The following is an 18,996-nucleotide window of genomic DNA, read 5'->3' on the forward strand; positions in this document are numbered from 1 at the left end:
AATTTTAGATTTCACATGCATATGTGGAAATTGTACCTCTTAATCGTTGTGCTTCTTTATATGTGCAACGGTTGTGAACTACTTGCAACCCGCCTTCAAGCGCTACTTCCTCTGCTTTTGGTGAAACAACACCTTCCTGTAGCCAGAACACTTTTGGATTTACCTCAATTGCTTCTTTGGCAATCTCTATTGCTGCATCAGGACTGCGGAAAACTTGCACAATATCGATATCAACCGGAACACTTTTTAGATCTGGATAAGCTTTTTCTCCAAGAATTTCTGTTTCCCTTGGGTTGACCGGAATAATTTTATAGCCTAGTCGCTGCATTTTTCTTGCCAGACGGTAGCTAGGTCTTGCTTCTTTTCCACTGAGACCTACAATAGCTAATGTTTTTTGCCGTGTTACTTCTTCGCCATTTTCAATGTATCGTTCATATGGAGAATTCAATGCCCATTTGATGATACCTTCATCGTTCACAACAAGTTGTCTTTCTTTCTCTTCTCCAATTCCAGTTGCTTTTACAAGTGCTTGATCTAAATCATTTCTAATATCTCTTACTGACTCAATCCCTACAGATAAACGAACTAATTCTTCTGTAACACCTGTGTTATCTAGCTCTTCTTTTGTCAGCTGTTGATGTGTTGTTGAAGCTGGGTGGATAATCAATGATTTCGCATCCCCAACGTTGGCAACGTGGGACCATAGTGCAACATTATTGATTAAATCGCGGCCTGCATCACGTCCACCTTTTATACCAAATACAATGATTGATCCAAAACCATTGTTTAAGATTCGTTTTGCTAACTCATGAGATGGATGACTTTCAAGCCCAGGATATCTCACCCATTCCACTGCTTCATGTTCATTTAAGTATTCTGCAAGCTCCAATGCGTTCTGGTTATGTCGTTCAATACGAATATGCAATGTTTCTAAACCTTGTAATAATTGAAAGGCATTAAACGGACTAAGTGCAGCACCAAAGTCTCTCAATAATTGAACACGAACTTTTGTAATAAATGCCAATGTTCCGAAATCCACCGCATAACGGATGCCATTGTAGCTTGGATCTGGCTCAGTAAAAGCTGGGTATTTTTCAGAATTCCAGTTAAAACGTCCACCATCGACAATGATTCCACCAATTGATGTACCGTGACCACCGATCCATTTTGTAGCAGAGTGAACAACAATATCTGCTCCTAACGTGATCGGTTTACAGCCGAACGGTGTAGCAAAAGTATTATCAATGATTAATGGTATGCCTGCATCATGTGCAATTGCAGATACTTCTTCTACATCTAATACTTGTAAGCCTGGGTTACCGATAATTTCACCATATACGGCTTTTGTTTTATCTGTAATGGCTTCTTTGAAATTTTCAGGGTCTGTTGGGTCAACGAATTTAACATTAATGCCATAGCGTGGGAGTGTTACATTAAATAAATTGTATGTTCCACCATATAAGTTAACACCTGCGACAATTTCGTCCCCTGCACTTGCTAGATTCAAGATCGATAGGGTAATAGCTGACATCCCTGAAGCTGTTGCGACAGCTGCAACCCCGTCTTCTAAAAGAGCCATTCTTTTTTCAAAAACATCTACCGTTGGATTACCTATTCTGGAATAAATATTTCCTGGTTCATCAAGTGAAAACAATCTTTCTGCGTGCTCTGTATCGTGGAACACATAAGAAGTAGATTGATAGATCGGTACTGCTCGTGAACCTGTTGTCGGATCTGGCGCTTGCCCTCCATGTAAATGAATTGTTTCCGGATCGTAAGTAGAACGTTTGTAATCAGTCATTATTTATTTCCTCCCCAAGTCAAGTTTCTGAATATTCAAAAAGCCTTCTTCAATAAGAAGAAGGCTTAACTGACATAACAGTAGTCTTCCTCTTATCTTTCAGGATAAGTATCCTGCAGGAATTAGCACCTTTTAAGCCGTTGCTTAATGGTTGCTGGGCATCATCGGGCCAGTCCCTCCGCCTCTCTGGATAAGAGTTCCATTATTTAATTGTCCACTAAAAAAGTCTCTCTATATTGAGATAGAGAGACTGGAATATTACTATTCGCTCTCTTATCTCTCTAAGCGTTAATGCTTAGTGGAATTGGCACCTGTATTAAATGACGTTTCATTTAATGGTTGCCGAGGTTTCATAGGGCCAATCCCTCCACCTCTCTCGATAAGAAGTATATAATTCCGAGTTGTTTACTCGTATTTTGCTATCGTTAAATAATACTTTAGCATGATGACCACATGATGTCAACATGTTTTCTGAAAATTAATGCAAATTAAGTGAGGCCTCCAAATAAGCACCAGTTCAACTTTTTGATTTTACCGGCTACTCTCGTAAAAATTATTTCTACGTAGGCTTCGTTACATTCTGATTAAAGATGAGGTCTGTGGAGGTTGGTAGCCATTATGAAATATATCGACCATTTGATCACCACTCCGGCTGTCCACTCCCCTTTCCGTGGGGTTTGCCCTTCAGCTAACTTTTTCGAGCAAAAGCCGCTCAAAAAAAGTGGATCTTCAGGGCAAACGAGTCCCACAGGAGTTGAAGTGGGCGCCTTCGCTTAATGCATGCGCTACAACATTTGTCAGACCTAGCAACTTGGGTTATTATCCCTGTAAACGTGCAAAAATATGGCATTTGCATCACTCAAATGGTTCTAAAACCAATATACTTTTTCTGATATTCGTTGTAAAAAAAGGTATAGCGGAGGCCGACCGTTTCGACTCCTAAGGGAATAGCATGATCTGAAGATCCACTTTTGCAGGAGCGAACTCCTCCTGCAAAAGTTAGCTGAAGAGCATGCCCCTTGGAAAGCGAAACGGTCAGCCGCAGCGGGTGGCTTGCACACTTAAACTTTCATCATAAACAACATGACTAGTCAACTATATCTTTATTTATTACACTTTTTAAACATAAATAAGATACAAAAACCCTGTGATACCAACAGTTATACACTTTCCACTTATAAAAAAAGCGGCGGTTAGTTCCGCCACTTTTTGTTCTTTAATTTAAGTCAGTTGGTTTCTTTTCCATTACTTTATCGATTAGACCATACTCTTTTGCTTTTTCAGCTGGCATGAAATTATCACGGTCTGTGTCTTTTTCGATTACTTCTATTGGTTGACCAGTGCGGTCTGCAAGAATTTGATTTAACTTTTTACGCATTTCGATGATACGGTTCGCGTGGATTTGAATATCAGACGCTTGCCCTTGTGTACCACCTAATGGTTGGTGAATCATCACTTCACTGTTTGGTAGCGCATAACGTTTACCAGGCTCACCAGCCGCTAATAAGAATGCACCCATAGATGCTGCCATACCAATACAGATCGTTGATACATTTGGTTTAATAAATTGCATTGTATCATAAATCGCCATACCTGCTGTAATAGAACCACCCGGTGAGTTGATGTATAGTGAAATATCCTTATCTGGATCTTCTGCTGCTAAAAATAACATTTGTGCAACGATGCTGTTTGCCACATTATCATCAATTCCGCTGCCTAACATAATAATTCGGTCTTTTAAAAGGCGTGAATAAATATCATATGCACGTTCGCCTCGGTTGGTTTGTTCAATAACTGTAGGGATTAAGTTCATGAAAAATTCCTCCTTTTAACACTTGCTTTTTTCAATCATGAATTTTAACTATTTTTATCTTAACCGAATGGTCAAAAAAGGTCAAACGATTTGATTTTCTAATTTCATCCTACCCTTAACCATAACGATTTAAACCTTTAAGTTCAAATATTCAAAGTTTGATTTATGTATTGAAATTATACGTGCGATTCGCTATAATTATTCTTGTCGCATTTTATCATGGTACTAATCGCACGTAAAATCCCACATCTCATAGTTCAAGTAATCAAATAAGCTTAGTGGGGGATAAAGGGCGTTAAAAACCTGATAAATTTCGTTAACCACCAGTGGACGCAAAAACTCCACTGACAGAAGTCACACTTTATGCGCCCGTAGCTCAGGGGATAGAGCAATGGTTTCCGGTACCATGTGTCGGGGGTTCGAATCCCTCCGGGCGCGCTTATAATAACAGGTAAGCTCCAAATGCACTTCTCACGTTCTGAATCAGACTGGGAAGTGTTTTTTATCATTTCTAATCCTTTTCTACTCGCTCCAAAAATATTGCGATATTTGCTTTTTTACAATAAAAAACACTGCAAGAGGCAGTGTTAATTGTTAATCATCTTTTCACTTTCTCGATAGCTAGCTGTTATATTACTTTTTACCTTCGACAAAATTAACCAGTTCGTCTAATGCTTCTTGATCATCATTACCATCTGTAATGATTTTAATTGTATGTCCTTTTGATAAAGCCAGACTCATTAAACCCATAATACTTTTAGCGTTAATCCGTTTGTTGTCTTTTTCAATGAAAATTTCGGAAGTAAAACTATTTGCTTTTTGTACAAATTGAGCCGCCGGTCTTGCTTGTAATCCCGGATCTACTGCAATAACCACTTCTTTCTCTAACATGCTAAACCCCTCCCGTTTAGTAAGCGCTATCATTTAATTGTACTATTGGATAGCTTATCTTATTCTTATAAATAATGGAGGAGGAAAAATCCTCCTCTTATTTATTTCATCGTCAATTCTTCATTTCGTAATTGATCTGCAAATTTATCAATTTTTTTGAGGCGGTGATTGATACCAGATTTACTAATCTTTCCTCCAGAAACCATTTCACCTAGTTCCTTCAAGGAAATATCTTGGTGTTCCATTCTCAGCCTTGCGATTTCCTGCAACTTATCAGGTAAGGCATCTAGCCCCACTGTCTTGTCGATAAAACGGATATTTTCTACTTGTCTAAATGCGGCACCGATCGTTTTATTTAAATTGGCTGTTTCACAATTCACTAATCGATTCACAGAATTTCTCATATCACGTACGATTCTTACATCTTCGAATTTAAATAATGCTTGATGTGCTCCGATGTAATTTAAGAATTCGGTAATTTTTTCAGCTTCTTTAATGTAAGTGATAAATCCTTTTTTACGTTCCAAAATCCGAGCATGTAGATTATATTCATTTAATAAATCACACAATGATTGATTGTGCTCTTCATGAAAATTATATATTTCTAAATGATAGGAAGAAGTTTCTGGATTATTAACCGATCCTCCAGCTAAAAAAGAACCGCGCAAATAAGCTCTTCGGCAACATTGCTTTTTAGTATATTTTTTAGAAATCGTACGAATAAATTGTAGTGGTTCTGCTAATATTTCCATGTCTTGAAGCATTTCCTCTACGCCTTCATTCATCCGAACGATATAGACGTTATTTTTTTTCAATTTCATTTTTTTTCTTACTAATAATTCTACTGGTATTTGGTAAATTGATTTAATTAACGTATAAATACGACGCGCAATTGCTGCATTTTCAGTTTGTACATCTAAAGAATAATGATTTTTGGAAAAAGAAATAGCACCATTCATGCGGATCAATGCTGCTAACTCTGCCTGTTGACAACAATCATCACTTTCGATCTTCGTTAACTCTTTTTTTATATCTGCTGCAAACGACAACTTTCTCCCTCCCCTCTTTCCAGTCGCTAATGCCTACATTAACGAATATAACACTTTTGCTACTTTGTCCGTATCATGACGAAGTGAATTATTTAATTCTTTCACAATGTCTTCTTCAATAATTTCCAAGCCCATTTGGTGTAATTTATCAAGATCATATTTTACCGGTTCAGCATTTTCCTCGGCATAAACCATTTGCACGTCACGAGCGATCGTTTTATTGTGAACAATAACGGATCGAAGACATCCAGTACCGATGTGGTCCATGATTGCCTGTACGTGATCTGAGGCTGTATAATGACTAGTTTCACCAGCTTGTGTCATAACATTACAGACATAGACAACTTTTGCCTTTGTATTGCGCAATGCCTCCCCAATTTGCGGTACGATCAGGTTTGGTAATGTACTTGTATATAAACTACCAGGTGCAATCACAACCAAATCTGCTTCATCAATGGCCGAAACTGCTTCAGGTAAAGGAAGTACCGGATTCGGTTTTAAAAAAACACGTTTAATACGTTTGTTAGCTTTCGGAATATTGGACTCCCCAACTACAACTTCACCATCTTCATATTCCGCATGAAGAAACATATTTTGATTGGCAATTGGGTAAATATTACCTTTCACATTTAACACTCGGGAGATCTCTTTAATACCGTTATAAAAGTCTCCTGTGACAGACGTCATTGCTGCTAACAAGAGATTGCCCATTGAATGACCTGAAAGACCATTTCCTTTTGTAAAACGGTGTTGAAATAAATCCATCAGCATTGGTTCTACATCAGAAAGTGCTGCAATAACATTACGGATATCTCCTGGTGCCGGCATTTCCATTTCAGTCCGTAAGCGACCAGAACTGCCGCCATCATCAGCAACTGTTACAATTGCAGATAAATCAATTGGGTGTTGTTTTAGTCCTCGGAGAAGAACAGGCATTCCCGTTCCACCACCAATGACTACTACTTTTTTTAGATCGGATTGTGGCATATTTATCCCTTTCGTTTCTCTATATCACGATGACTGACATGTGTGACATAATTTTTTTGAAAATACTTTGCCAAATGCTCAGCGATCGCAACAGAACGATGTTGTCCACCAGTACAACCAATCGCAATCACAAGCTGACTCTTTCCCTCACGCTTATATTGTGGAAGCATAAATTGCAATAAATCGATCGTTTTTTCTACAAACTTCTGTGTGTCAGACCATTTAAACACGTAAGAAGATACTTCCGTATTTAAACCTGTGAGTGGACGCATTTGCTCCACATAATGTGGGTTTGGTAAGAAGCGAACATCAAATACTAGGTCGGCATCAATCGGCAATCCATACTTAAAGCCAAAGGATACGGTATGGACAGAAAATATTTCTTGTTCCTTTTTACTATAGCGTTGCACAATTTCTTCGCGCAATTCCTTAGGTTTTAATTTAGACGTGTCAATAAAATGCTGTGCTCGCCCACGGAGTTCATCCAAAATTTTTCGTTCAGCATGAATACCTTCCAGAGGTAGTCCGTCTTGTGCCAACGGGTGAGAACGTCGTGTTTCTTTATAACGGGATACAAGAACATGATCATTCGCATCTAAAAATAATATATGCTCTTCTAACCATTCTTCCTGTCCAAGTGCGTCTAGTGCTTCAAATAAGGTATCAAAAAATTCTCTGCCCCGTAAATCCATCACGAGTGCTACTTTTTGGATAGTATTTGTGGCATCTTTCATCAGTTCAAGGAATTTCGGCAGGAGTGCTGGCGGTAGGTTATCGACACAATAGTAACCTAGATCCTCAAAACTTTGAACTGCGACTGTTTTTCCTGCACCTGACATCCCAGTAATAATTACCAGCTTGATTTCCTCTGATTGTCTCCCCATGATCAAACACTCCTCTCTTTTCAATATATGTATCGATACAACATTTATTTATATCTCTATTATACACGGAGTGAATGGCCTCTACCACCAAAAAAAACTGATACTACTTACTTGAACGATATCTATTAGTGGTTAACTTGGCAGATTTTACTTATTCTCTAATCAAACATTTGCCTAACTCTTCTTTATGGTACGAGCAAAATTACGTTCAATCTCTTATTTGGAACACCAAAAAAATTGGCATAGGTATGGAAACCTATGCCGTCAAGTTTATATTTATTAAAAAGGGGGTCAATTAGTTAATTACATTATATCTAATAAATGTTTCGTCCGTGTTACAGCCACGTTAATTTCTAATTACGTATATATGTCGAAAATATTACACGACTAACTTGGTGTATTAACAGCTTCTTCTAAGTTTTCGATATATGCCTGTGCTGCTTGAGCCGCAATACTACCGTCACCTGTTGCTGTTACAATCTGACGTAAATCTTTCTCACGAATATCTCCGGCAGCAAATACGCCTGGTACACTTGTTTCCATGTTCTCATTTGTCGGGATATAGCCCTCTTCATTAGTAATCCCTAATGACTTAAATGGTTCACTTAATGGCACCATTCCAATATAGATAAATGTACCATCTGTCTTATGCTCATATTCCTCACCAGTGTTTTTATTGAACAATGTAACACTACCAACTTTTCCATTTTTCTCATTAATGGATTTCACAATTGTGTCCCAAATAAAATCAATTTTGTCATTATTAAAGGCACGATCTTGTAGGATTTTTTGTGCACGTAATTCATCACGGCGGTGTACAATAGTCACTTTACTAGCAAACCTTGTCAAATAGACACCTTCTTCAACCGCAGAGTCTCCTCCACCGACAACGATAAGTTCTTTTTCTTTAAAGAAGGCTCCATCACATACTGCACAATAAGATACGCCGCGGCCACCAAGTTCTTCTTCACCTGGGATACCTAACTTTTTATATTGTGCACCTGTTGTAATGATAACTGCTTTCGTTTTATATTCTTTCGCTCCAGCTTTAATTGTTTTATAATCACCATGATCAATGACTTCTTTAATGTCACCATACGCATATTCAGCACCAAACTTTTTAGCATGGTCGAACATTTTATTCGACAAATCCGGTCCCAAAATGTGATCATAACCTGGGTAATTTTCAACATCCTCCGTATTTGCCATTTGTCCACCAGGAATTCCTCTTTCAAGCATTAATGTATCTAAATTTGCACGTGATGTATAAACCGCTGCAGTCATACCAGCTGGTCCAGCACCTGCAATAATAACATCATATATTCTTTCTCCAGTCATTATTGTCATCCTTTCTTCTTTATCTTATAACTATTATCCTATGGTCCAAATAAAAGGTCTACTATTCTGCTCACTTGTTCCATTTCCATGGAGGAGTCTGCATTGCTAAGATATTATGTTGCTTACATCCTTCATCCCATAAATGTTGTGCTGCTTCTTTCATTCCTAAATAATGCTGACAAGTACTATACCATCTATAATAGGAAGGATGGCCTTTTAGCTTTGATTTATGCAACATTTTGAAGCGTTCTAACGCTTTTTCGTAATATCCAATTTGAGTAAATGTCACAGCAATTCTTAATTTTTGCTGTTCATGAATTGGATATATATTATCAAGTATCACAGTATAATGCTGTAGCTTTTCTTTGTTGTCTTCTTGAGCATAAAAAATCGCTAAATTCATACAGCTGAACAATGCATCTGGATGATCTTTTAGGTAATTTTCTTCCATCGCAATGGCTTCTTCTCGTTCACCAACGAAAAATAACGCGTAATGATACTCATGTCTTGCTTGAGAAAACTCTGGGAACAATGCGATCATTTCCTCTAAAATGGCAATCGCTTCTTCCCATTCCTCACGTTCCAAGTGATAAAAAGCTGTCTCCTGATAAATTAAAACGTCGTCTTCTTCCTCTAACGTCCATTCATCATCGTCTTCTTCCTCTTCCTCAAAATCTAATACTTCTAATAAGGATTGTGCTTCTTCTGTAAATTCACCTTCAGGCGCTTTTTCAACATATAATCCAGCATATTTTATCGCATCCTGTAACAGGCCTAAATGCGCATAATTATTAGCAATTAAGTAATAGCAATCGACATAATCTTCACCATGTGTTGAGAGCACTTTCGTCAACAATTGATTAGCTAAGTGATAGGAGCCTATTTCCGTATAGACAATCGATGTCTGACATTGATATAGTGGATTATCAGGCTTATCAGCAATCGCTTTTTTAAACCATTTTAAGGAGAGGTCGAATTTTCGTTTCTGAAAAGCTTCTATGCCCTTTGAAAAATAAAAATCCCCTTCAGGTATGAAAGGTATAATGTTTCCTTCTATTTGATATGGATTAGACACGCTTAGTATTCCCCTCCCATTCTTTTTCATTTTCTATATGATCGTTCCTTCATTTTAAATACAATGACTTTAGCATTATAACACACTTTTACTACATTGAAAGAGGTTTTTATAAAGTGAGTCTTCCATTGGTGGGGGTTTTACGGACAATTAGCACCGTGATAATTTCAGTGACAAGATTTTAACTAATATCTAGTATAAGTATATGTTCATTCCTGCATTTTCGGGAATCACTAAAGTTAGCTTCGGAGAAAACCCCGTAGAAAGGGAACTGGGCAGCCGAAGTGATTTCTTTGCACTCGATAACTTTCATCATATGACTAGTGAATGGGATACCAAAATGCTACGATACCAACAGTTATATAGTTTCCTACCTAATTAGAAAAAGCTGATGATCTCATGTTTGATCATCAGCTTTTTGGAAGAACGTATCATTCCGTTTACGTTCTTGCATTTCATCTTTCGTATAGATCACACGCATTGGGTTACCTGCAACAAATGTTCCAGCTTCGACATCTTTATGTACAACCGTACCTGCTGCAACAACTGCTCTATCACCAATTGTTACTCCAGGCAAAATGGTACTATTGGCCCCAATCATAACTTCCTCGCCAATATTGACATCGCCCAACCGATATTCTTCAATTAAGTATTCGTGAGCTAAAATCGTGGTGTTATAACCGATTACCGTATTTTCACCAATGCGGATTTTCTCTGGAAACATAATATCTAACATGACCATTAGTCCAAATGCCGTTTCGTTCCCAACATCCATCCTCAAAAAGGTGCGATACAAAGCATTTTTCAACTTTAGAAATGGTGTGTATCTGGCAAGTTGGATAACAATAAAGTTTTTGATTACTTTCCAGAAAGGAACAGTTTTATAGACATGCCATAAACTATTGGCACCATGGACACGATATCGATCTGTTTTTCGCATGTTTATTCCACTCCAACGATTTGTAATAAGTCACTCATTTCTTCTAACATATAGTCTGGATCATGATCTTCTAAAATTTTTCTCCCTTTAATCGTCCAGGCAACCCCAGCAGTTTGAACACCAGCATTATGACCTGCTTCAATGTCGTGATAGTTATCGCCGACCATCATCGTTGTCATCGGATTTGCTTTTAATTCATCGATAGCTTTTAAAATTGGTTCTGGATGAGGTTTGGCATTATCCACATCATCGAGGCCAATTAAAATATCAAATAGTTGATCCATACCTGTAATCTTCAAACCTAATTTAGCGGTATCGCTCAATTTTGTAGTGACGATACCAAGCTGAAATCCGGATTCCTTTAATTTTTTTATGGTATCCACTACTGTGGGATATGCTTCAACATATTTTTCGTGGTTGGCATAGTTATGCTCACGATAGGCTGTAATCATTTCTTCCACTTTATTTGGGTTTACTTTTTTTAAACTATCTACTAAAGGCGGACCGATGAAATCAAGAATTTCTTCTCTCGTATATGAACGATCTCCGTATTTTTCCAATGTATGAGTGAAGGAAGCAATAATCAACTCATTCGTGTTGATTAACGTTCCATCTAAATCAAATAATATCGTTTCTACTTTCATGTTTATACCTCCAAATGACGTGAAACGAGCTTTTGCCTGAACATAGCAAAAGCTCAAAGTTCCTCTATTTCTTCTTATCTTGTGTTATTTTTTTACCTTGATACGTCCGGTCTGCTAACCCAGTTTTACGACGGTAGATCATAGTGATCACTGCAAAAACGATTAACAGAATTGAGATAAACTGTGCTGTTCTCAGATCTCCAACAATATATAAACTATCGGTTCTCATTCCCTCAATAAAGTATCGACCGAATGAATACCAAGTTACGTATGTTAAGAACATTTCACCACGACGCAATGGATATTTACGTAATATTAATAATAAAATAAAACCAGCGATATTCCAAACCGATTCATATAAAAAGGTTGGGTGATACATTGTCCCTTCAATACACATTTGATCCATAATAAAATCTGGTAAGTATTGATGGAAATTTTGATATGTAGCTTCTGAAATAGGTCCACCATGTGCTTCCTGATTCATAAAATTACCCCAGCGACCGATTGCTTGTCCTAAAATAATACTTGGAGCTGCAATATCGGCAATTTGCCAAAAGGATAAATTTTTTACTCGAGTAAAGACAACAGCTGTTAGCACAGAACCTATCAAAGCACCATGAATGGCTATACCGCCTTCCCAAATGGCAAACACCTTCCACCAAGGTTCTCCCACATAACGGTCCCACTCAAAAATTACATAATAGGCTCGTGCGGATAAAATGGCAATCGGTATTGCAAATACTACTAAATCAACAATATAATCCTTCTTTACACCTAATCTGTCTGCTTCCATCGTTGCAATCCATAGTCCTAAAAAGGCTCCAGATGCGATAATTAAACCATACCAATAGATTGATAACGGACCTAATTGTAAGAAAACAGGATCAAGTGCAGGAGCTTCACATGCCAAAGTTGATCTCCTCCGTTCTTTTATTAATCCATATCAAGATCTGTTTCAAATTCTGATACTTCTTGTTCACCATTTTGAATCATTCTTGATAATCGTTGCGAGAACTCTTCTGCTGCATTAACTCCCATTCGTTTCAAACGGAAATTCATTGCAGCCACTTCTATAATAACAGCTAAGTTACGACCAGGTCGAACAGGAAGTGTTGCCTTCGGTATTTTCACATCAATAATTTGCATCGTTTCCTCTTCTAATCCTAATCGGTCATACTGTTTCTTTTGATCCCATGTTTCAAGGTTAATGACTAATGAAATTCGTTTATGCGAGCGAACCGATCCGGCACCAAATAATGTCATGACATTAATAATGCCCAGTCCTCTAATTTCCAGTAAATGTTCAATTAATGGTGGCGACGATCCGATTAGTCGGTCATAGTCCTCTTGACGAATCTCCACACTATCGTCTGCTACTAAGCGGTGTCCTCTTTTTACTAATTCAAGTGCTGTTTCACTTTTACCTACACCACTTTGGCCTGTAATCAGCACACCAATCCCATAGATATCAACTAATACGCCGTGTACTGCTGTAAAAGGGGCAAATTTCGCCTCTAAAAAGTTTGTAATACGACTGATCACTCGTGTCGTTTTATATGGTGAACGCATCAATGGTACACCTGAATCTTCACAAGCATCCACTAATTCATCTGGGACGGCCATATCTCTTGTTACCACAATTCCCGGCGTTATATCTGTACATAAACGATAAGAACGGTCCTTTTTTTCTTCTGATGTTAACTCTGCAAAATAAGATAATTCCGTTTTCCCTAATAATTGCAATCGATCTTTTGGATAATATTTAAAATACCCTGTCAACTCAATTCCTGGTCGTGAAACTTCACTCATAAAAATCTCACGGTGAACTCCTTCGGCACCAGCAATCAACTCAATCTGAAAACGATCCAACAAATCCTGCGTACGCACCTTCGCCATACAAAAGCCCCCTCATTTTGGGACAGAGGGACACGGTCCTCGTCCCATTCTTTCTCATCTTTTTATTATCACGATGTAACTATTGTAGCACTTTTTGAAAGAGATAGTACAGATTTGTTCGAAAAAATTCGAGCGTTTTAGATAGTTTCTCTGTTACCAAAGTATATGAGTAAAGTAACTAATATATTTCATATTAAATATTGTGCATGTATGCTTTAAAGTAGAAAGTGATCAACTGGATTCGAATTGGATAAAAACCGCGAAGTTGCCACTCATCAAAAAAATTCAGAATGGAAGAACGTAAAATCCATATAAGAAAAACTTCGAAGTTTATGTTTTTTGTGTACTATTTTATACAAACTTTAAACGAAAAAACCGTTATGTGGGTACATAACGGTTTAGTCTTTTACGATCTTATTGATGATTAGGTTCATAATCGAGAATAGGATTGCAGCAATAAAAGCAGTTCCAAACCCTTCAATGATGAAATTATCGCCTAATAATGCTTGCGTGAGCCATAGAGTAATGGCATTGATTACTAAAAGAAACAATCCTAATGTTAAAATTGTGATTGGTAACGTTAGTAACACTAAAATTGGTCTCACAATAGCGTTTAATACAGCAAGGATAACACTAGCAATCAAAGCGACTATAAATCCATCAATGATAAAGCCATCAAACAGATAGTCAATTAACATTAACGCTAATGCATTAAATACGAGTGACAGAATCCAGCGCATGATTAATGAACACCTCTTTTTGGTATGATGATAGCGGCCGCTATATAAAGTATTGTTAATGGGATTCCTGCTGTAAAAATAACCAATATGATGTATATTAATCGCAATATCGTAGCATCTAGAGCGGTTGTTTCTGCGATTCCACCTAATACTCCCGCAACCATTTGATTTGTTTCTGAACGATATAATTTATTATCCACTCTGTTTGTCCTCCTAAGCCTGTGTTCCATTATTACATTTCCACAAAACAGCGAGAATAAACCTATGCTACTATGCTATGTTGATATTTAAAGTTGATGATTAAAATTTCCAAGTGTAAAAAGATTCAACACCAAGCCACTGTTTGGTAGCTTCAACGATATCATCTGCTTCATTTCTTACCTTTGAAAGCATACCATCAGCCTGTGATTTATGTGCTTGTATCGTTTCAAATTTTTTGGTGAATACATCACTAACATCGTTCTGGATCTCCGGCTCACCAAGTTCATTCAAATGGTTACGGCTAATTGCTTGTGCCCATACTGTTGGACGTTCATTTTCAGGGAACATCTCTACCGCTTTAATCGCTGCCGCACCAAACGCATCATGATCAGGATGGACTGCATGTCCAGGGTAATGTGTAATGACTAATGATGGCTTAATTTTCTCTAGGTAAGAAAAAAGGTGTGCTGCCACTTCTTCGGTCGATTCAAATTCTAGTGTTTTATCACGATATCCAAGCATCTCTAGGTTGATATCGAGTACTTCACATGCTTTAATCAATTCTTTTTTTCTTATTTCAGGTAGTGTTTCCCTTGTGGCAAAAGTTGGATTTCCCATATTTCGTCCCATCTCACCTAATGTACCACATAAATAGGTTACTGGAATTCCTTTTTCCCGAAATGTAGTGATGGTTCCAGATGCACCAAATGCTTCATCATCTGGATGTGGATAAATAACGACAACGTGATCTGTCACAATAATTCCCCCTCTGGATTAATAATGAAATGGTGTTTCGCTTATTTGTAAAGAAACCATTAATCTTCCTTCACGGTCATGGCCAGCCATTAGCAGTCTATTTTGTTCATCTACTTCATACTGGTTGACGCCTTCAGCATAAATCCATCCGATATCAAGCTTTAAGCCAACTCGATATGTAGACCCTGCTCCAACTACTTTTCCTCGTTGATAGATTACTTTGGCGTTCCGAATAAACGCACCTACATTGTAGGCCTCTTGATTAAAATGGCTTGCATATGCTCCATTGGTTGTTTCTAGGTGTACATATACTTCTTTATTGGCAAGTTTATCAATTTGTTTCTGTAGTTGATTAATTTCAATTGGTTCCATAGAAAATGGACCCCTCCTCTTCCTACATTCTTACTCTATTCTAGCATAGTATGAGCTGAAGTTCCTGTCCGAGAGATTATAGAAAATAAAACTCGACAGATCCTTATTCTTATTAGATACAAACTGCGAAGTAATGTAGGTTTACTTTCTCTTTTGCTAATTGATAATGAGTTATAGATCGTCGCTGCGGAAAAATACTCCCTTTCCAGGGGCACGGCCTCAGCTAACTTGGTAAAGAAAACCACTTTACCAAGTGGATCTTCGGCTCGCGCTCTCTCCCTAGGAGAGTCGCATTTTTCCGCAGCTTAGAATAGTGTTTTGATAAAGTGACAGGAAAGCCAAAAATAAAAATTCCAAGAGTTCTATTCTCCTAATAATCAAAACACTAAAATGAGCGCAGGCAGAATACGGAGACTCCTGTGGGACAGCGAAAGCTGAAGATCCACTTTGTGAAGGGCTTTTCTTCACAAAGTTAGCTGAAGCCGAGCCCACGGTATAGGATACACTGCGAAAGCTTGCTTAAGCAGATGTTGACTTATGCCCTTTGGGTAAAAGCGGAGTATTCTGCCGAAGCGGTGGCATGACACTCCCCTCAAGAAAGATTGGGAGAAAGCAAATTCTTGATAAATTTATTGCGTAGTTTATGTTTTATGTGCATAGTTACATACATCCTTAACTTAAACCTTTTCGCCGTTTCGAGTAGTTATCTGTACGAAAAAAGACTGCCTATTTCTAGACAGCCCTTTGTTTAACTTCCTATTTTTGCTTCCATTCTTGCTTTGTCGCGTTCTAAAATTGGTTTCAAGTATCTTCCTGTATGGGATTCTTCTACTTCAACTATTTCTTCTGGTGTTCCGGTTGCAACAATCGTTCCGCCACCATCTCCACCTTCTGGACCGAGGTCAATAATGTGATCTGCTGCTTTGATTACGTCTAAATTGTGCTCGATAATAATTACTGTATCTCCGTTGTCAACAAGGCGCTGAATAACGGCTAACAGACGGGAGATATCATCGATATGCAAACCTGTTGTCGGTTCGTCGAGAATGTACAACGATTTTCCGTTGGAGCGTCGATGCAATTCACTTGCTAACTTCACACGTTGCGCTTCCCCACCAGATAACGTCGTAGCTGGTTGTCCAAGTCGGACATAACCTAAACCAACATCATAAATCGTTTCTAATTTCCGTTTAATCTTTGGAATGTTTTCAAAGAATGATAATGCTTCTTCGATCGTCATATCAAGTACATCCGCAATATTTTTCCCTTTATATTTCACGTCCAGTGTTTCACGATTATATCGTTTCCCTTCACACACTTCACAAGGTACATAGACATCTGGTAAAAAGTGCATCTCGATTTTTATAATCCCGTCACCACGACATGCTTCACAACGACCACCTTTAACATTGAAGCTGAAACGCCCTTTTTTATAACCACGGATTTTCGCCTCATTAGTTCGAGCAAAGACATCACGAATATCGTCAAATGCACCGGTATAGGTTGCTGGATTAGATCTTGGTGTTCTGCCGATTGGTGATTGATCAATATCGATCACTTTTTCTAAATACTCAATACCTTTAATTTCCTTATGCTTACCTGGCTTTTGTTTGGCGCGGTGTAATTGAACGGAAAGACTCTTGTGTAATATTTCATTGATTAAGGAACTTTTTCCTGATCCAGAAACGCCGGTTATAGCCGTATAAATACCGATTGGAATCTGGACATCGACATTTTTGAGGTTATTTTCTTCGGCACCAATAATTTCAATAAAACGTCCATCAGATTTAGAACGTTTGGCAGGAACTGGTATGAACTGATCCCCCGCTAAATACTGACCAGTTAAAGATTTTTTCTTTTTCATTACCTGTCTTGGTGTCCCTTGTGCTACGACTTCCCCACCATGTTCACCAGCACCTGGCCCGATATCAATTAAATAATCGGCCGCTAACATCGTATCTTCATCATGTTCCACGACGATCAACGTATTACCAAGATCGCGCATTCGTTCCAATGTTTGAATTAACCGATCATTATCCCGTTGATGTAAACCAATTGATGGTTCATCCAGCACGTAAAGAACACCAGTTAATGCGGAACCAATCTGTGTTGCCAAGCGAATACGTTGTGCTTCCCCTCCTGATAACGAACCGGCAGAACGGGATAGCGTTAAATATTGTAGTCCTACATTGATTAAAAAGGTTAAACGATCATCTAATTCATTAATAATCATATGAGCGATTTGCTTCTCTTTTTCGGACAATCGCAATGTTGTAAAAAATTGATGTGCTTCTGTCACTGACAATGCTGTTACCTGACCAATATGCAAGTCATTTACTTTGACAGCAAGTGCTTCTTCATTTAATCGGTAGCCCTCACATGTTGGGCAGGCATTAGTCGTCATATATTTTTCCATCTGCTCACGGATAAAATCTGATGATGTTTCACGATAACGACGAGCAATATTATGGAGCACACCTTCAAAATAAATATCATTTTCACGTAGCATACCATAGTCATTTTCGTAACGGAAATAGATTTTTTCTTTACCACTACCATTTAAAATTTTCTCTAAATGTTTTTTCGGTAGCTTTTTCACTGGTACATCCATATCTATTCCATAGTGCTTACAAACACTTTTCAGTAATTGCGGATAATATTGTGAACTTGTTGGTTCCCATGCGACAATCGCCCCTTGATTAAGGGTTAAATCTTTGTTCGGGATTACTAGATCAATATCTACTTCCAACTGTGAACCAAGCCCATCACATGTTTTACATGCTCCCCACGGACTATTAAAAGAAAATAATCGTGGTTCCAATTCATCGATCGAAAATCCGCAAATAGGGCAGGCATGATTTTCGCTAAATAACAGTTCTTCATCTCCAATAATATCAACAATTACTTTACCATCACCTAGTTTTAATGCTGTTTCCAAGGAATCAGACAGACGTCCTGAGATTCCTTCTTTTACAACAATCCGATCGACCACAACTTCAATCGAGTGATTTTTATTTTTGTCTAATTCGATATCATCACTGATTTCACGCATTTCTCCATCGATGCGCAAACGGATATACCCTTCTTTTTGCAAATCCTCCAACACTTTTACATGTGTTCCTTTACGACCTGAGACAACTGGGGCAAGTATTTGCAATTTCGTACGTTCTGGATAGTCCATAATTCGATCTACCATTTGTTCAACGGTTTGTGAAGTAATTTCTTCGCCGTGAATTGGGCAAATCGGATGTCCAATTCTTGCGAAAAGTAATCGCATATAGTCATAGATTTCTGTTACGGTACCAACCGTAGAACGTGGGTTACGACTTGTCGTTTTCTGATCGATAGAGATGGCGGGCGATAAGCCTTCAATAGAATCAACATCCGGTTTATCCATTTGTCCTAAAAATTGACGAGCATATGCCGAGAGTGATTCCACATATCGGCGTTGCCCTTCGGCATAAATCGTATCAAAAGCTAATGATGATTTACCTGAACCAGACAATCCTGTTAACACAACCAGCTTATCCTTTGGAATATCAATAGATATGTTTTTTAAATTATGTGCACGTGCTCCTTTTATGGAAATGGATTTTTTAGCCATTCATT

17 protein-coding genes, 1 tRNA gene and 2 riboswitches are annotated in these 18,996 nt (G+C 38.0%); of the genes, 1 reads left to right on the forward strand and 17 read right to left on the reverse strand.

Features of this window, described 5'->3' with window-relative positions; all coding sequences use genetic code 11:
* Positions 1-4: 4 nt before the first annotated feature.
* The gene (locus tag ACTWP4_RS12390; protein ID WP_443129083.1) at positions 5-1,801 is read right to left on the reverse strand and encodes a PLP-dependent aspartate aminotransferase family protein; all 1,797 of its coding nucleotides are present in this window, start codon (positions 1,799-1,801) and stop codon (positions 5-7) included.
* 89 nt (positions 1,802-1,890) lie between these two features.
* Positions 1,891-1,998, reverse strand: a riboswitch (SAM riboswitch).
* A gap of 73 nt (positions 1,999-2,071) precedes the next feature.
* A riboswitch (SAM riboswitch) is annotated at positions 2,072-2,187 on the reverse strand.
* A gap of 830 nt (positions 2,188-3,017) precedes the next feature.
* Complete coding sequence (clpP, locus tag ACTWP4_RS12395) at positions 3,018-3,614, reverse strand: ATP-dependent Clp endopeptidase proteolytic subunit ClpP (RefSeq protein ID WP_443129084.1); 597 nt, start codon at positions 3,612-3,614, stop codon at positions 3,018-3,020.
* A gap of 365 nt (positions 3,615-3,979) precedes the next feature.
* Here clpP and ACTWP4_RS12400 point away from each other — a divergent pair.
* Positions 3,980-4,052, forward strand: a tRNA-Arg gene (locus tag ACTWP4_RS12400).
* A gap of 195 nt (positions 4,053-4,247) precedes the next feature.
* Here ACTWP4_RS12400 and ACTWP4_RS12405 read toward each other — a convergent pair.
* The 15 genes from ACTWP4_RS12405 to uvrA form a co-directional block, all read right to left on the reverse strand.
* Positions 4,248-4,505, reverse strand: a complete 258-nt coding sequence (locus ACTWP4_RS12405; RefSeq protein WP_443129085.1) for an HPr family phosphocarrier protein — start codon at positions 4,503-4,505, stop codon at positions 4,248-4,250.
* A 101-nt stretch (positions 4,506-4,606) separates the two neighbouring features.
* Complete coding sequence (whiA, locus tag ACTWP4_RS12410; protein WP_443129086.1) at positions 4,607-5,554, reverse strand: DNA-binding protein WhiA; 948 nt, start codon at positions 5,552-5,554, stop codon at positions 4,607-4,609.
* 33 nt (positions 5,555-5,587) lie between these two features.
* Positions 5,588-6,541 carry a gluconeogenesis factor YvcK family protein gene (locus ACTWP4_RS12415; RefSeq protein WP_443129087.1) on the reverse strand — a complete coding sequence of 318 codons (954 nt, stop codon included), beginning with the start codon at positions 6,539-6,541 and terminating at the stop codon, positions 5,588-5,590.
* A gap of 2 nt (positions 6,542-6,543) precedes the next feature.
* A complete protein-coding gene (rapZ, locus tag ACTWP4_RS12420) occupies positions 6,544-7,425 on the reverse strand; it encodes an RNase adapter RapZ (protein ID WP_443129088.1) in 882 nt (293 codons plus the stop codon).
* 387 nt (positions 7,426-7,812) lie between these two features.
* Complete coding sequence (gene trxB / locus ACTWP4_RS12425) at positions 7,813-8,763, reverse strand: thioredoxin-disulfide reductase (protein ID WP_443129089.1); 951 nt, start codon at positions 8,761-8,763, stop codon at positions 7,813-7,815.
* Between the two features lie 70 nt (positions 8,764-8,833).
* A complete protein-coding gene (locus tag ACTWP4_RS12430; protein WP_443129090.1) occupies positions 8,834-9,838 on the reverse strand; it encodes a tetratricopeptide repeat protein in 1,005 nt (334 codons plus the stop codon).
* A gap of 397 nt (positions 9,839-10,235) precedes the next feature.
* Positions 10,236-10,778: an acyltransferase gene (locus ACTWP4_RS12435; RefSeq protein WP_443129091.1), complete on the reverse strand. Its 543-nt coding sequence runs from the start codon at positions 10,776-10,778 to the stop codon at positions 10,236-10,238.
* Between the two features lie 2 nt (positions 10,779-10,780).
* Positions 10,781-11,422 (reverse strand): pyrophosphatase PpaX, encoded by a 642-nt coding sequence (ppaX, locus tag ACTWP4_RS12440; RefSeq protein ID WP_443129092.1) that lies wholly within the window; start codon positions 11,420-11,422, stop codon positions 10,781-10,783.
* Between the two features lie 64 nt (positions 11,423-11,486).
* Positions 11,487-12,332 carry a prolipoprotein diacylglyceryl transferase gene (gene lgt / locus ACTWP4_RS12445; RefSeq protein ID WP_443129093.1) on the reverse strand — a complete coding sequence of 282 codons (846 nt, stop codon included), beginning with the start codon at positions 12,330-12,332 and terminating at the stop codon, positions 11,487-11,489.
* Between the two features lie 23 nt (positions 12,333-12,355).
* Positions 12,356-13,318 (reverse strand): HPr(Ser) kinase/phosphatase, encoded by a 963-nt coding sequence (gene hprK / locus ACTWP4_RS12450; RefSeq protein ID WP_443129094.1) that lies wholly within the window; start codon positions 13,316-13,318, stop codon positions 12,356-12,358.
* Positions 13,319-13,716: 398 nt separating this feature from the next.
* Positions 13,717-14,058 carry a phage holin family protein gene (locus ACTWP4_RS12455; protein ID WP_443129095.1) on the reverse strand — a complete coding sequence of 114 codons (342 nt, stop codon included), beginning with the start codon at positions 14,056-14,058 and terminating at the stop codon, positions 13,717-13,719.
* A gap of 2 nt (positions 14,059-14,060) precedes the next feature.
* On the reverse strand, positions 14,061-14,258 hold the full coding sequence (locus ACTWP4_RS12460) for a PspC domain-containing protein (protein WP_443129096.1): 198 nt from the start codon (positions 14,256-14,258) through the stop codon (positions 14,061-14,063).
* A gap of 100 nt (positions 14,259-14,358) precedes the next feature.
* Positions 14,359-15,015, reverse strand: a complete 657-nt coding sequence (bshB2, locus tag ACTWP4_RS12465) for a bacillithiol biosynthesis deacetylase BshB2 (RefSeq protein WP_443129097.1) — start codon at positions 15,013-15,015, stop codon at positions 14,359-14,361.
* Positions 15,016-15,033: 18 nt separating this feature from the next.
* Positions 15,034-15,387 (reverse strand): YojF family protein, encoded by a 354-nt coding sequence (locus ACTWP4_RS12470; RefSeq protein WP_443129098.1) that lies wholly within the window; start codon positions 15,385-15,387, stop codon positions 15,034-15,036.
* Positions 15,388-16,135: 748 nt separating this feature from the next.
* Entirely contained in the window at positions 16,136-18,991 is a 2,856-nt protein-coding gene (uvrA, locus tag ACTWP4_RS12475; RefSeq protein ID WP_443129099.1) for an excinuclease ABC subunit UvrA, read from the reverse strand.
* Positions 18,992-18,996: the final 5 nt, after the last annotated feature.

The sequence above is a fragment of the Gracilibacillus sp. D59 genome (assembly GCF_052246695.1).
Classification (GTDB): domain Bacteria; phylum Bacillota; class Bacilli; order Bacillales; family Amphibacillaceae; genus Gracilibacillus.